The organism is Tumebacillus flagellatus (assembly GCF_000714935.1).
GTDB classification, from domain to species: Bacteria; Bacillota; Bacilli; order Tumebacillales; family Tumebacillaceae; genus Tumebacillus; species Tumebacillus flagellatus.
The window spans coordinates 1-14,260 of the sequence record NZ_JMIR01000013.1; the positions used below are offsets into that span (position 1 = coordinate 1).

At 58.1% G+C, this 14,260-nt stretch carries 13 protein-coding genes; all 13 read right to left on the reverse strand.

From position 1 onward, the window contains the following. Positions 1-298: 298 nt before the first annotated feature. Complete coding sequence (ftsZ, locus tag EL26_RS10205; protein ID WP_038087826.1) at positions 299-1,369, reverse strand: cell division protein FtsZ; 1,071 nt, start codon at positions 1,367-1,369, stop codon at positions 299-301. 33 nt (positions 1,370-1,402) lie between these two features. Beyond that, positions 1,403-2,647, reverse strand: a complete 1,245-nt coding sequence (ftsA, locus tag EL26_RS10210) for a cell division protein FtsA (protein WP_038087829.1) — start codon at positions 2,645-2,647, stop codon at positions 1,403-1,405. 97 nt (positions 2,648-2,744) lie between these two features. Next, complete coding sequence (locus tag EL26_RS10215; RefSeq protein WP_038087832.1) at positions 2,745-3,101, reverse strand: small basic family protein; 357 nt, start codon at positions 3,099-3,101, stop codon at positions 2,745-2,747. Beyond that, positions 3,098-3,823 carry a DUF881 domain-containing protein gene (locus EL26_RS10220; protein ID WP_038087835.1) on the reverse strand — a complete coding sequence of 242 codons (726 nt, stop codon included), beginning with the start codon at positions 3,821-3,823 and terminating at the stop codon, positions 3,098-3,100. Before EL26_RS10220 ends, EL26_RS10215 begins: the two co-directional genes overlap by 4 nt. 10 nt (positions 3,824-3,833) lie before the next feature. After that, on the reverse strand, positions 3,834-4,583 hold the full coding sequence (locus EL26_RS10225; RefSeq protein WP_038087837.1) for a DUF881 domain-containing protein: 750 nt from the start codon (positions 4,581-4,583) through the stop codon (positions 3,834-3,836). Positions 4,584-4,585: 2 nt separating this feature from the next. Next, positions 4,586-5,377: a cell division protein FtsQ/DivIB gene (locus EL26_RS10230; protein WP_038087840.1), complete on the reverse strand. Its 792-nt coding sequence runs from the start codon at positions 5,375-5,377 to the stop codon at positions 4,586-4,588. Between the two features lie 112 nt (positions 5,378-5,489). Next, positions 5,490-6,758: a UDP-N-acetylglucosamine 1-carboxyvinyltransferase gene (gene murA / locus EL26_RS10235; RefSeq protein WP_038087844.1), complete on the reverse strand. Its 1,269-nt coding sequence runs from the start codon at positions 6,756-6,758 to the stop codon at positions 5,490-5,492. 5 nt (positions 6,759-6,763) lie between these two features. After that, positions 6,764-7,687: a UDP-N-acetylmuramate dehydrogenase gene (gene murB / locus EL26_RS10240; protein WP_038087846.1), complete on the reverse strand. Its 924-nt coding sequence runs from the start codon at positions 7,685-7,687 to the stop codon at positions 6,764-6,766. Between the two features lie 183 nt (positions 7,688-7,870). Continuing rightward, complete coding sequence (gene spoVE / locus EL26_RS10245) at positions 7,871-8,971, reverse strand: stage V sporulation protein E (protein ID WP_038087849.1); 1,101 nt, start codon at positions 8,969-8,971, stop codon at positions 7,871-7,873. Positions 8,972-9,012: 41 nt separating this feature from the next. Continuing rightward, positions 9,013-10,368, reverse strand: a complete 1,356-nt coding sequence (gene murD / locus EL26_RS10250; protein WP_038087853.1) for a UDP-N-acetylmuramoyl-L-alanine--D-glutamate ligase — start codon at positions 10,366-10,368, stop codon at positions 9,013-9,015. A gap of 4 nt (positions 10,369-10,372) precedes the next feature. Further along, the gene (mraY, locus tag EL26_RS10255) at positions 10,373-11,338 is read right to left on the reverse strand and encodes a phospho-N-acetylmuramoyl-pentapeptide-transferase (RefSeq protein WP_038087856.1); all 966 of its coding nucleotides are present in this window, start codon (positions 11,336-11,338) and stop codon (positions 10,373-10,375) included. 32 nt (positions 11,339-11,370) lie between these two features. After that, positions 11,371-12,768, reverse strand: coding sequence for a UDP-N-acetylmuramoyl-tripeptide--D-alanyl-D-alanine ligase (locus EL26_RS10260; RefSeq protein ID WP_038087859.1), 1,398 nt, complete (start codon positions 12,766-12,768; stop codon positions 11,371-11,373). After that, positions 12,765-14,249, reverse strand: a complete 1,485-nt coding sequence (locus tag EL26_RS10265; protein WP_038087863.1) for a UDP-N-acetylmuramoyl-L-alanyl-D-glutamate--2,6-diaminopimelate ligase — start codon at positions 14,247-14,249, stop codon at positions 12,765-12,767. Before EL26_RS10265 ends, EL26_RS10260 begins: the two co-directional genes overlap by 4 nt. Positions 14,250-14,260: the final 11 nt, after the last annotated feature.

Below are 14,260 nucleotides of genomic sequence, written 5' to 3' on the forward strand. Positions count from 1 at the left end.
CTTGAACCTTCGACACCCTGATTAAAAGTCAGGTGCTCTACCAACTGAGCTAATGGCTCATGTTCACCATCATGCGAAGCGTCTTTCAGTTCGTCGTTCGCGTGTCTCTCGCGGCGACAGGTATTAATATATCATGCTCCAGAGACTCTCTCAATCACGAAAACCACCCAAATTAACTCATTCCCCTAAACCAACTCTCTCAATCTACAACTCTCTCTCGATTTCTAGAAATTCCAACTCGCCACTCTCCCGCAAAAACGCAACAAAAAAGGACCCCCGCACGGGGAGTCCTCACAGATTAGCGGTTGTTACGGCGCAGGAACGCCGGGATATCGAGGTTGTCGGAGGACGCAGAGTTGCCCCCGAACGGCTTGATATCCATCTTATTGAGCGGTTTCTGTTGCGGCGGGCGTTCCTTGTGCTCAAAGCCCGTCGCGATGACAGTTACAATGATCTCGTCCTTGAGATCCGGGTTGATAACCGCACCAAAGATCATGTTCACTTCCGGATCGGCCGCCGAAGAGACGATATCCGCCGCTTCGTTGACTTCAAACAGCGACAGGTTGTTGCCGCCCGCGATGTGCATCAGCACGCCGCGTGCGCCGTCGATCGAAGTCTCCAGCAACGGCGAGCAGATCGCTTTCTTCGCCGCTTCTGCAGCTCGGTTCTCGCCGGAGTGTACACCGATCCCCATCAAAGCCGAACCGCGTTCGGTCATAATCGTCTTGACGTCTGCAAAGTCGACGTTGATCAGACCCGGTACCGCGATCAGGTCGGAAATGCCTTGGACACCTTGGCGAAGCACGTTGTCCGCTTCACGGAACGCTTCGAGCATCGGGGTGTTTTTATCGACGATTTCCAAGAGTCGGTCATTCGGGATGACGATCAGGGTATCGACTTTCTCCTTGAGGGAAGCGATGCCTTGCTCCGCTTGGTTCATGCGACGGCGTCCTTCGAACGTGAACGGCTTGGTCACAACGCCAACCGTCAGCGCACCGAGTTCCTTCGCAATTTCCGCAACGACCGGAGCCGCACCGGTGCCGGTGCCGCCTCCCATGCCTGCGGTAACAAATACCATGTCCGCGCCGCGCAGCGCGTTCATGATCTGCTCTTTGCTCTCTTCCGCCGCTTTCTTGCCGATTTCCGGGTTTGCACCGGCACCGAGACCGCGGGTCAGCTTCTCCCCGATTTGGAGGCGGTGTTCCGCCTTGGAGAGGTGAAGCGCTTGTGCGTCGGTGTTGACGGTGATGAATTCTACACCCTTGATGCCCGCTTCAATCATTCGGTTTACCGCGTTGCAACCGCCGCCGCCGCATCCGATGACCTTAATCTGAGCAAAGGCCTCTATATCAAAATCAAACTCCAACATAAACCTTGATCCTCCTTAAACATACCCTGTCTCTTAGACGAATTCGCTGAACCAGCTCTTGATGCGGTCGACGAGGCCACCGCCGCCCGAATTGTTGCTGCTCCCGCTGGATTGCTTGCGCCGCGGTGCAGATTGGGCGTCCGGCTTCCGGGTGAAGTTGCGGCCTACGTATTTGATAATGCCCACCCCGTTGACGAAGGACGTGTCCTTCACGCCGAGGTAGTCGGGAATGGCAACTCGAACATTTGCATCCAACTCGAATTCAGCCAACTTGTCCACACTGGGCATCGAGGCGACACCGCCGGTCAGGACATAGCCGCCCGGCATGTCTTTAAAGCCCATGCGCTCCACTTCTTGACGCACCATCTGGAAAATTTCCTGCATGCGCGGCTCGACAATGTTCGAAAGGTCAACTTGATTGAATTCTTTGTCGACATTGCTGCCAACGCGGGAGACTTTGAACGTATCGTCTTGCTGAGCCGCCGCAACCAACGCGCAACCGTGACGCACTTTCACGCGCTCCGCCACGTCCGTCTGCGTGCGCAAACCGATGGCGATGTCGTTGGTGACATGGTCGCCGCCGACAGGAAGCACGCCGGTCGCTTCCATGATTCCGTTCTTGAAGACCGACACGGTCGTCTGACCGGCGCCGATGTCGACGAGTCCGACGCCGAGCTTGCGCTCGTCGCTGGTAAGGGCGATGGTGCTGGCCGCCAGCGGCGACAACACGAGCCCCGCAATCTGCACACCCGCTCGCTCCACACAGCGCATCAGATTGTGAATCACTGTGCGGGAACCGGTGATGATGTATGTTTCCACTTCCAAACGAACCCCGATCATGCCGCGCGGGTCCGCGATCTCATCCAAACCGTCAACGATGTACATCTTCGGCACAACGTCGATAATCTCACGCTCCGGCGGCAATGCGATCACGCGCGAAGCTTGCAGAACGCGATCTATATCCTCCTCGCCGATCTCTCGATTCGGCGAATTGACAGCTACGACGCCTCGGCTGGACTGAAGCGTGATATGGTTGCCAGAGATGCCAACGTACGCAGACCCGATCTCGATGCCGACCATGCGCTCCGCATGGTCGATCGCAGAGCGAATCGATTGCACAGTCTTATCAATGTCAACGATAGCACCTTTGCGGATTCCATCGCCTTCAGCAGAACCGACGCCTATAATTTGGATGCCCGTGCCACTCATTTCACCAATGATGGCTCGCACTTTGGATGTTCCTATGTCTAAGCTGACGATGATGTCGCCGTTTGTCAAGCCGTGGCACCTCCCTGTTTCATTGCAAAAGCCAGATGTTGATCAGTTCTTAAATTCAACATGGTGCGCGAATTCCCTCTTTTTCAAGACAAGTTTTTCAACTATTTTTCTCATGAGGGCGGGATCGGTTGACAATCAGACGGCGGATCGATGCGAGGTTGTTGAAGAGGCGCACGCCAAACGCAAACACTGCCGCCAAGTACAGATCCACCCCGAGCTGCACCCCGATAAACGCCAGCAACGCCGCCAACAGCGTGTTAAAGAAGAAACCGCTGATAAAAACCGACGAGTCAAAATGTTTCTCCAAGCTCGCCCGAATCCCGCCAAACACGGTATCCAGCGCGGCCAAGATCGCGATCGAGAGGTAGCTTGAGTATTGAAGCGGAATGTAGAGATTGAACGAGAACCCGAGCAACACGCCGAGCACAAGTCCGATAACCGGAATCCAGATCATAGTTTATTATCTCCTTCAGGTTGGGCATACTTGAATTCGACGGGTGTATCGTACGCCGGGATGGTCAGGTTGCCGTTGGTGACATCGGTGATTTTGAAGTCCTTGCCCATCTCGCGGAAGAACTGTGGAAACAAGTTCATCCCGATCTTCATCTGCTCAATGTTCCCGACCGCTTTGATCGTGATCGATTTCGGATCGATCATCACCGCATTGACCTGCAAGTTGTTCTGCGAAATCATGCGAATCGACGACAGCGAGACGATTCGGTGGTTGTCCACCGCCACGGCCTGTGCTTCGTTGCCGTTGAGGTAGTTGATCAGTTGATACAGGTAGTAATCCAGAGAAGCCGCTTTGCTCGGGTCGCCCCCGGCGGCAATCGCGTCAAACGAATCCTCGATCGTGATGACGATCCCGTTGCCCTTGACCGGTTTGACGCCGGCGAGGGTTTTGACTTTGTCGAGGTCGTCGGCCATCGCTTTGACCAGTTCATCGCGGTTGCCTTGCTTGTTCTCATACGACTTCACTTGATCTTCCAAGCGGTTGATCTCGCTGTAGTAAAACTTCTGACGGTCCTTCTCCGTCGCCAGTTCGGCGTTGAGCTGCACGTTGTCCACGACATTGGTGTCCGTGCGCGGACGATGCACGGTGGAAAACTGGACGGTCAGCATGCTGCCAAGCAGTAAACTGACCATGAACAAACTGACCTTGTGCTTGGTTTCCATGTGTCCCCTCCTATTTCTTCAGACCGTTGAAGTCGCCCGCGTAGCCCGGAATCGTGATCGAAGGACTTTGCTTGGGCGGCGTGATCGTCAAGTAGCGGCCGTTCTCCGGACGGGTCAGCACTTCAATGACGCCGCCGCGGGTTTCCAGCGCGTTGATCATGTTCTTCGGATCGCCGATGGCGTTGAACACAAACGGTGTGGTGATGCGTTGGTTGTTGACTTTGACCATCGTCCCGATGCAGACGATGCCGGTCGTCGTCGTGATCCGTTGTCCGTTGATCGAGACCGCCTCCGCTCCGGCGATGAGCAGTTCGTTGACGATCATGCGCAGGTCGGAGTCGTGCGTGATGTAGAGCAAGACGTCCTTGTCAGCGGGGATGTCTTTTTTGTTGTCATCGACGGTGAACGTGATCCCCGGCCCCTTGACGGCGAGCAGACCCGCCATGATCTTGTACTTGGTCAGATCGTCGCGAATCTCCGGCGCGAGGTTTTTGTCGACGTCGCCCGCCTGCTTCTCCAAACCGTGGAGCTGCTTGTTCAGCTTCTCGATGTCCTCTTCCAAACCTTTGTTCTCGTCCTTGATCCGGTCAAGTTGTTCGGCTGTGTACTGTGCCTTGGGGTCGGTTTGCGGCAATTTGGCTTGGGCGTCGGCGGTGACGCGCATGTTTTTGTACTGCATGGAAAGCATCAGCCCGAGAATGACGGAGATCATCGTCAGAGACACGGTCAAGCGCATCCGTTTGTCGGTTTTGAACGGCATCTCTACTCCCCTTCCTTCTTCGCGGTGTTTTTGTACTCTTGCATATAGTTCGATTCCAGCAGGTTGAGTATGCCCGGCGGCGTGTCGGCCGGGAGCGAGTTGCGGAACTTCTGGTATTCGTTCATCTTATCGGCGAACACCTTCTCCGGCACCCGCACTTCGAACTTGTCCCTCATGAAGACTTGCCACGGCCCCTTCGCGGGAATCCGCACTTCGGAGATCTGATCGAGCGTGCTCCGCTCCACCTCCGGAATCTGCTTGGCCAGCGCTTGCAAGTTGGCGTCCTGCACCACAACGCCCGGCTTGAGAGCCGGCAGGGTCTCCATGGTGATCAGCGGCATCGAGTCGTCCGGCTTGGCAGCCTTCTCCAAAACGGTGCCGTCCTGCAAGATGCTGTAAAACCCGTCCTTGGCAACCAGCGTGCCGGAAACGGCCTTCTCTGCAACCGCGATCACGACGTTGCCCGTCCACGACACCTGGATATCGGCGGTCTTGATCACCGGGTAGGCTTTGAGGATCGCGTCGGCCGACTTCTTGGAAGAAATCCGCCAGAAGCTCATGCCCTTTGTGATGCCGGACGCACGGACGATCTCGTCATAGCGGATCTCATGGTTGCCCTTGACGTCAATCGTATTGACGGCGGACAACGGAGATTGCAGGAATCCCGCCACTACTATCAGCAGGAAAAAAACGACAATAAAAAGCAACGCCTTCCAATTCGGGCGGCGCTTCTGGGTCGGCTTTGGGGTCTTGGACGTGTAGGTCTCTGCGATGGTGGAGGGCGTTTCGTGCATGAGTAAGACCTGCTCCTTTGCGTAAAAAAAATCGAACGGCATATACTTGTCATATATGCCGCCGTTGTAAGTCTAGGGGTTTGCCCCCATTATAACATGTTCAAATGTCTTTTCAAGAGATGCCGCCCGGCCTTTCGCGCCAGATTTTGGCACCTAAACTTCCAAATACTTCCTCTACCTTCTCATACCCCCGGTCGATGTGGTGCACGTTGCCAATCGACGTTCGACCGTTCGCGGCCAGTCCCGCCAATATCAACGCGGCTCCCGCACGCAAATCGGTCGCCTCCACGTGCGCTCCCGTCAATTCCGGCACCCCTTCAATAAAAGCGGTCCTCATATCGACTTTGATCTTCGCCCCCATGCGCGCCAATTCACTCACATGTTGGAATCGTCCTTCAAAAATCGATTCGGTGACCACCGAAGTGCCGTTTGCCAAACTCAAGTACGCCATAAACGGCGACTGCAAGTCGGTCGGGAATCCCGGATAGTACGCCGTGTTGATGCGCTCGATGCGCTGCGGCCGGCCGTCCGCACGAAGATAGATCGTGTTTTGTCCTGCCCGCACATCGACGCCGCTCTCTTGCAATTTCGAAATCACGGCACCCAAGTGATCCGGTTGCACGTTGGTCAACTCCACTTCGCCGCGCGTCGCCGCCGCGGCCAACAACAGCGTCCCGGTCACGATGCGGTCGGGAATGACGGTGTAGTTCGTGCCGCGCAACCGGTGCACGCCTTCGATGACGACTTTCGCTTCTCCCGCTCCGTGGACTTTCGCCCCCATCGCGTTCAAGTAGTTCGCCAAATCGACAATCTCCGGTTCGCGCGCCGCGTTGTGCAGCGTCGTCACGCCGTCGGCAAACACCGCCGCCATGATTAAGTTCTCCGTCGCGCCGACACTCGGCAAGTCGAGATAGATGTTGGTGCCTCGCAAACGGTTGGCGGTGCAGAGAATGTAGCCGTGCTTCTCCTCGATGCGGGCGCCGAGCGCCTGCAAGCCTCTTAAGTGCAGGTCGATCGGACGCGAGCCGATCGTGCAGCCGCCCGGAAGCGAGATGCGCACTTGGCCGCTGCGCGCCAGAATCGGCCCCATCAAAAAAATCGAAGAACGCATCTGGCGCATCAAGTATTCCGGCACTTCGGTGCCGCTCAAGCCGGACGCATCCACGCGAAGCCGGGAGCCGTCGTGGTGCACGTTGCAACCCAAGTGGCGAAGAATCGCCACCATCACGCGAATGTCTTGCAAATCCGGCACGTCTTCGATGATGCTTTCTCCATGCGCCATGACGCTGGCCGCCAAGATCGGCAGGGCGGCATTCTTCGCCCCGTGCACGCGCACGGAACCTTGAAGTCTGTGCCCACCTTCAATGGCTATGCGTTCCACGCATGTCACCCCCCGATAGAATCGTCTCCTACGATCCGAACTTCCGGGTGGAGTTCATGTCCGGTTCTCTCAAAAATAGTCCGTTGCACGAGGTCGATCAATGCCAGTACATCTGCTGCGGTTGCTCCCCCGATGTTCACGATAAAGTTGCCGTGGAGTTCCGAGATCTGCGCCCCGCCAATCCGCGTGCCCTTGAGCCCCGCTTCTTGGATCAAAAATCCCGCATGCGTGCCTTCCGGGTTGCGAAACACACTGCCGCAGCTCGGAAGGGACAGCGGCTGCGTGCTCTGACGGCGCTTCGCCCAGTTGCGAACTTTCTCGCTCATCTCTTCGGCGTCGCCCGTACCTAATTGAAAGGAAGCGTCCAACACGATCATCGGACGGTCCTTGAGCACACTGTAGCGGTAGTCGAATTTCAGGTCGGCATGCGTCAGGCGGAGGACGTCGCCCTCAGGGCTTAGCACGTGACACTCGATCAACACGTCTTTCACCTCACCGCCGTGCGCCCCGGCGTTCATCATCACCGCGCCGCCGACAGTTCCCGGAATTCCCGTGGCAAACTCCAATCCGCTGTATCCTTGTCGAATCGCATGGTGGGCGGCAGAAACAAAAGAGCGACCTCCCTGTGCAGTCAGCGTGTTGCCTTGAATGCTCAGATCAGAGAAATTGTCAGCCAGTTTGATGACGACCCCCCGCCATCCGCCGTCGCGCACCAGCAAGTTCGAGCCTTTGCCGATCACGTACCAGGGAATGTCGTGCTGATGCGTCAGCTGCATGATTCGCACGAGGTGCTCCTGTTCTGTAGGGAGGAGGAACACGTCGGCCGGGCCGCCGATGCGCCACGATGTATGTTTAGACATCGGTTCGTCAAACAGCACCTCGCCGACTGCTTCGCCTGTGAACAGTTTCTGAATCTCTTCTCGTTTCATCGTCGTACCTCCAACTTCACTGACAATTTGATATCGCTCCTCGATGTTCCGCGCCTCGTACCCCCATGATATGGAGGAGGGGAGAAAGTGGTGACACCAGCCCAGAGAAGCGAAAAAATCCGAGCGATTCCGCGTTTTTTCGCGGCGTCGCTCGGTATTTTCCCTCCAGACAGACGTTGGGCGTCACCTCGTATGCCTGGAGATGTTTAGCAAGATTCCAATCCCGGTCAACATCAGCGTCAAGGACGATCCCCCGTAGGAGATCAGCGGGAGCGTAATCCCCGTGACCGGCATGGAGCCGGTGACGACGCCAATGTTGATGATCACTTGCACCGCGATCATCCCGGTGATGCCGACCGCAAGCAGCGAGCCGAACGTATCCGGCGCTGTAATCGCGGTGCGCAGTCCCCGCCAGATCATCAGCAGGAACAAAAGCAGCACCGTGGCCCCGCCGATGAAGCCCAGCTCCTCGGCGAGAATGGAGAAGACAAAGTCGGTCTGCGGCTCCGGCAAGTAGAGGAACTTTTGACGGCTCCGTCCCAAGCCCAAGCCCATCAGTCCGCCCGGCCCCAGCGCATAGAGCGATTGGATGATGTGATACCCTGCATCCAGTTCGTACGCCCAAGGGTCCATAAAAGCAAAGATCCGTTTCAAGCGGTAAGGCGCCACCACGACCAACCCGACAAACGCCGGAATCGCCAAGCTCGCGAGACCGAGGAGATGCGCGATCCGTGCGCCGGCGGCAAAGATGATGATGATCGCCGTGCCCATCAGGACAACAGATTGTCCAAGGTCAGGCTCCAACATGATCAATCCGACGGCCGAGACGACGATGGCGAGCGGCGGGAGCAGCCCCCGCTTGAATTCGGCGATGCGGTCTTGCGTCCGCTCCAACATGTACGCGAAGAAGATGATGATCCCGAGCTTGGCGAATTCGGACGGCTGGATGCCGAACGATCCGATCCCAAGCCAAGCCCGCGATCCCCCGCGCACCGACCCGATGCCCGGAATGGCGACGGCGATCAGAAAGAGGAAGCAGATCAGAAGCAGGGGTTTGGCGACCTTTCTAAGCTTGTGGTACTCATAGTTCATCATCACGAACATCGAGATGATCCCAAGCACCGCCCACATCAATTGACGTTTGGCGTAGAAAAACTGATCGTCAAACTTTTGCGCAGAGAGCACCGCACTGGCACTATACACGATGACGACGCCGATCCCCAGAAGCAAAAGCGTGGATAAAATGATCAGCGTATCGGGATACGATTTGATCTTGCCGTTCATGCGGCAACAGTCACCCCCGGATACTCGGTCTCGTCCAATCGCTATAATGTATGCACAGCTTTTTTAAACATGCTCCCTCTCTCTTCGAATGACCCGAACATGTCCCAAGACGCGCACGCGGGGCTCAGCAAGACGGTGTCGCCTACTTCGGCCCGCTCGGCTGCCAGCCGCACAGCCGCTTCGAGCGAGTCGGTTTTTTCCGCCGTTTTGCCCGCGAGGTTCGCCACATGGAGGAAGCGGTCTGCCGCTTGCCCGATGGCGACGACGTGCTTGACATGCTTCTCAAACACCGGAACCAGCTCGTGGAAGTCCATCCCGCGGTCGAGTCCGCCCGCGATCAGCACGACGCTTGGAAACGCGGTGATCGCCTGCGTTGCCGCCGCTGCGTTCGTGGCTTTGGAGTCGTTGTAGAAGTCCACTCCGCTCTTGGTCGCCACGTACTCGGTGCGGTGTTCAACGCCGCGAAACGTCCGCGCCACTTCGACGACCGCTTCGGCAGGTGCTCCTGCCGCCAAACAGATCGCCGCCGCCGCGAGGACGTTTTGCAAGTTGTGAACACCTGCGAGCCCGACTTCGGACACCGGGAGAAGAGGAAGATTTTTGCCGTTCAAGATAGCGTGGATATGACCATCTTGGACAAAAACGCCCTCTTCTAAAACTTCGGACGTCGAGAACCACACAAGGCGCGCTTGGGTGGTCTGTGCCGCCAAGCGCACTTCTTCCTGATCCCAGTTCAAAACCGCCGTGTCGCCCTCCGTCTGGTTGGCAAACAAGCGGAACTTGGCGTCGCGGTACTCCTCCATCGTGCCGTGGTAATCGAGATGCGCCGAATAGAGGTTGAGCAGCGCCCCGATCTTCGGGCGAAACGCCTGGGTGCCCATCAGTTGGAACGAGGACAGCTCCGCGACCAGCCATTGATCGGCCGTCACCGTCTCCGCCACTTCGGAGAGCGCGAGGCCGATGTTGCCGGCGACGACCGGGTGCAGGTCCGCCGCTTCCAGCATCTTGCCGACCAGCGTGGTCGTCGTGGTCTTGCCGTTGCTGCCGGTGATGCCGATCACCGGCGCTTTGGCCACTTCATACGCCAGTTCCACTTCCGTCACGACCGGGATGCCGAGCGTAAGCGCTTGGCGCACCGGAGCGGCTTTGTACGGAATGCCGGGGTTTTTCACGACGAGGGCGAGCCCCGGATGCACGATGCCCTCCGGATGCCCGCCGCCGATCACGTTGATGCCCAATGCTTGCAACTCCGCTGCCAGCGGATCTTCGCGGAGGTCTTTTTGGTCGTTGACGGTGACCTCCGCGCCGAGTTTTTGCAAAAGTCGTGCGGCCGCCGCGCCGGAGCGGGCAAGGCCGAGCACGAGAACTTTTTTTCCTGTGTACTCCACGTTGTGCATCTCCCTACGGTTTCAAATACAGTGCCAAAGACCCGACGGCGAGCAGCAGCCCGACGGTCCAGAACGTGCCGACGACGCGCCACTCCGACCATCCGATCAACTCAAAGTGATGGTGTAACGGCGACATCTTGAAGATGCGGCGTCCAAAGGTCTGGAACGAGATGACTTGCAGGATGACGGACAGCACTTCCGCCACGAACACGCCGCCGATCAAGAACACGTAGATTTCCGTCTTGGTCAAGATCGCGACCGTGGCGAGCGCGCCGCCGAGTGCGAGCGATCCGGTGTCGCCCATGAAGACTTTCGCCGGGTTGACGTTGAACACGAGGAAGCCGAGCAACGCCCCGACCATCGCCGCGCAGAAGATCGCCACTTCCATGTTCGACGTCCACCACGCGAGAATCGCGTAGGAACCGAACGCGATGGCGGTCGTGCCCGCTGCGAGGCCGTCCAGACCGTCGGTCAAGTTAACCGCGTTGGACATGCCGATGACCATCAACACGAGGAACGGCAGATAGAAAAATCCGAGGTTCAGCGGCGTGTCGATCAACGGGATGTTGATCTTCATATCGATGAGTCCGGCGTAGTTCATCACGATGTAGAGCGCAACGCCCAAGATGATCTGCCCGAGCAATTTCTGACGGGCTTTCAGACCCAGATTGCGCTTGAGCGCGACTTTGATGTAGTCGTCGAGGAAGCCGACGAGACCGTATCCCAGCGTCACGAACAACAGCAAGTACGTCGAAAACGAAAGATCGGAGAATTTCAGCGTCGTAATCGTCAGCGCGGCGAGAAAAATCATGCCGCCCATCGTCGGGGTCCCGGATTTCTTCTGATGGCTTTGCGGGCCCTCTTGGCGGATCGCCTGCCCGAATTTCAGGCGGCGCAAAAACGGAATGAACAGCGGACCCAGGATCACCGCGATAAGAAACGCGACCCCGGTCGTCCACAACATGACCTTGATATCCATGACTTCTGGTCCTCCCCTTGTGTCTTCGCAACTCAGGTCAGCGCCCGCACAACATCGGCGAGACCGATTCCCAGCGAAGATTTGACGAGGACGATCGCCCCGCCCGTTTCGTCTTGTGCATGGCGTTGCAGTTGTGTTCCAAGATACTCGATGGCTTGCGGTTTGTCTCCCGCCTCATACAAAACTCCGGAAAAACCGCCCTGACGCGCCCCTTCCGCGATGTCGCGCGCCAGGTCGCCGATGCAGACCAGTTCGTCGACGGCAAGACCCGCGAGGAACGCGCCCGTCGCCCGGTGCATCTCCACAGAATCCGGCCCGAGCTCCAGCATGCCGCCGAGCGCCGCGATCTTGTAGCCCCCCGGCATGTCGGAGAGCATCTGGAGCGCGGCTTTCATCGAAGTCGGCGAAGCGTTGTACGCGTCGTCGATGACAGTGCCGTTCACGCCCTTGGCTTGGTGCACTTCAAACCGGCGGGCGGTCAGTTTGGCTTGCGAAAGCCCCTTGCGAATCTCGTCGCGGGTCATGCCGAGCTCTTCGCCGACGGCGACGGCAGCCAGCGCGTTGCCGAGTTGGTGGAGGCCCGGTACGGAGAGCGAGTACGTTCCCTCTTCCCCTTCAAGCGAGAAGCGGGATCCTGCAATGCCGAGATTCTCCACGTTGACGGCACGTACGTCGTTGCCCTCCCCAAATCCAAACCATACGACGGGAGCTTGTGTTTTCGACGCGCGCTCGCGAAGGAGCGGTTCGTCGCCAAACAGAATCGCTTTGCCGCTTGCCGGAAGCGCTTCGATCAACTCGCACTTCGCGTCGGCGATGCCGCTTTGCGACCCGAGGTACTCGATGTGCGCTTCCCCGATGTTCGTGATCACACCGATTTGCGGCGACGCCAAGCGCGCCAACAACTCGATCTCGTGGAAATGGTTCATCCCCATCTCGAGCACCGCCACTTCGGTGCTCTCTTCCAACTGCAACAGCATCAGCGGCACGCCGATGTGGTTGTTGAGGTTGCCGAGCGTCTTCTGCACGCGGAAACGCTCGGAAAGCACGGACGCCAGCAAGTCTTTGGTCGACGTTTTGCCGTTGGAGCCCGTCACGCCGACGACGCGCAGGTTTTTCAACTCGTTGCGGTAGCCTGCCGCCAAGCGTTGCAGGCCGAGCAGCGTGTCTTCCACTTCGATCAGCGCGAGACGTTGCGCTTTTTCCGGAATCGGTTTGCCCGCTTGCCAGAGCGCGGCGACGGCGCCTTGCTCCACCGCCGCTTCGATGAAGTCGTGCGCGTCAAACCTCTCCCCGACGATCGGGACGAACAGGCGTCCCGTCATTTCCTTGCGCGTGTCGGTCGCGACACCGCGAACGGAAAGCGACGCAACGCCTGCAATCAGTCGACCGCCCGCGAGGACGGCAATCTCTCCTGCTGTGCGCTCCATCATGACTGTTCACCTCGAATCGCAGCCGCCGCCACTTCACGGTCGTCAAAGTGGTGTTTGGTCTTGCCGATGATCTGGTACGTTTCATGGCCTTTGCCCGCGATCAAGATCACGTCGTCATCCTCTGCTTGCGCCACCGCAAACCGAATCGCTTCGGCGCGGTCGGTGATGCGGACATAACGGCCCTGCTCCACGTCGCGCACGCCCGCTTCCATGTCGTCGAGGATGAGCTCCGGGTCTTCCGTGCGCGGGTTGTCGGACGTCAACACCGCCAAGTCCGCGTAGTCGGTTGCGATCTTCGCCATGATCGGGCGCTTCGTGCGGTCGCGGTCTCCACCGCAACCGACGAGGCACATCACGCGGCCTTTCGCAAATTCGCGCACCGTCTTCAGCGCGTTTTCCAGCGAGTCCGGCGTGTGCGAATAATCGACGATCACCGCAAATTTCTGACCGGCGTTGACACGCTCAAACCGACCGTCCACACCCGGCACCGCTTCAAGCGACGCCTTGATCTGATCCAGACTCAAACCTTCCAATAAGCAAGCAGCCGCGGCCGCCAACGTGTTGTACACGTTGAACTTGCCTGTGAGCTGAAGTTTCAGCTCCGTCTCGCCCGCAAAAGTAACCAACTTGTAAGAGACGCCGTGCGACTGAATCTTCACGTCGAGCGCCCGCACATCCGCTTCGTTGTCGATCCCGTACGTGATCACTTGCGCCGTTGTCGCCCCTCGGAAGAAACCCGCTTCCGGGTCGTCGGCGTTGATCACAGCAAAGCTTCCCTCTGCCGGGTCGTCGCTGTACGTGTTGCCAAGCCGCGAGAAAAACTTCGCCTTCGCGTGGCGGTACTCTTCCATCGAGCCGTGATAGTCCAGATGGTCTTGCGTCAAGTTGGTAAAAACAGCGGTGCGGTACTGCGTGCCCGCGACGCGTCCCAACTCCAGCGCATGCGACGAAACTTCCATCACCGGATACTCCACGCCCGCGTCGAGCATTTCCCGGAAAATACGCTGGAGCACCAAAGCTTCCGGCGTGGTGTTCGACGTCTCATACTCCACGTCGGCATACTTGACTTTCAGCGTCCCGATCAGGCCGGTCGCATGCCCGTTGTCGCGCAGAATGCGCTCGATCAGCGACGTGGTCGTGGTTTTGCCGTTGGTGCCCGTGACGCCGATGACTTTCATCTGTTTCGACGGATGACGATAAAAAACGGACGCAAGCACCGCAGCCATCGTCCCCGTGTTCGGGACGATGACCTGCGGTGCTGCAAGTCCTTCGAATTCTTGTTCGACGACGACAGCCGACGCTCCGGCCGCCACCGCTTTTTGAACATAGTCATGCCCATCCACCGTATAGCCGCGCAGGGCCACAAAGAGGCTCCCCGGCTTCACGTCTCGCGAATCCGGGGTGATGCTCGTAATCTCAACGTCGTCAGAGCCGACGACGCGTTTGAGGATGATGGGGGCAATCAACTCGCGCAACCGCAACTGCGTTTCCT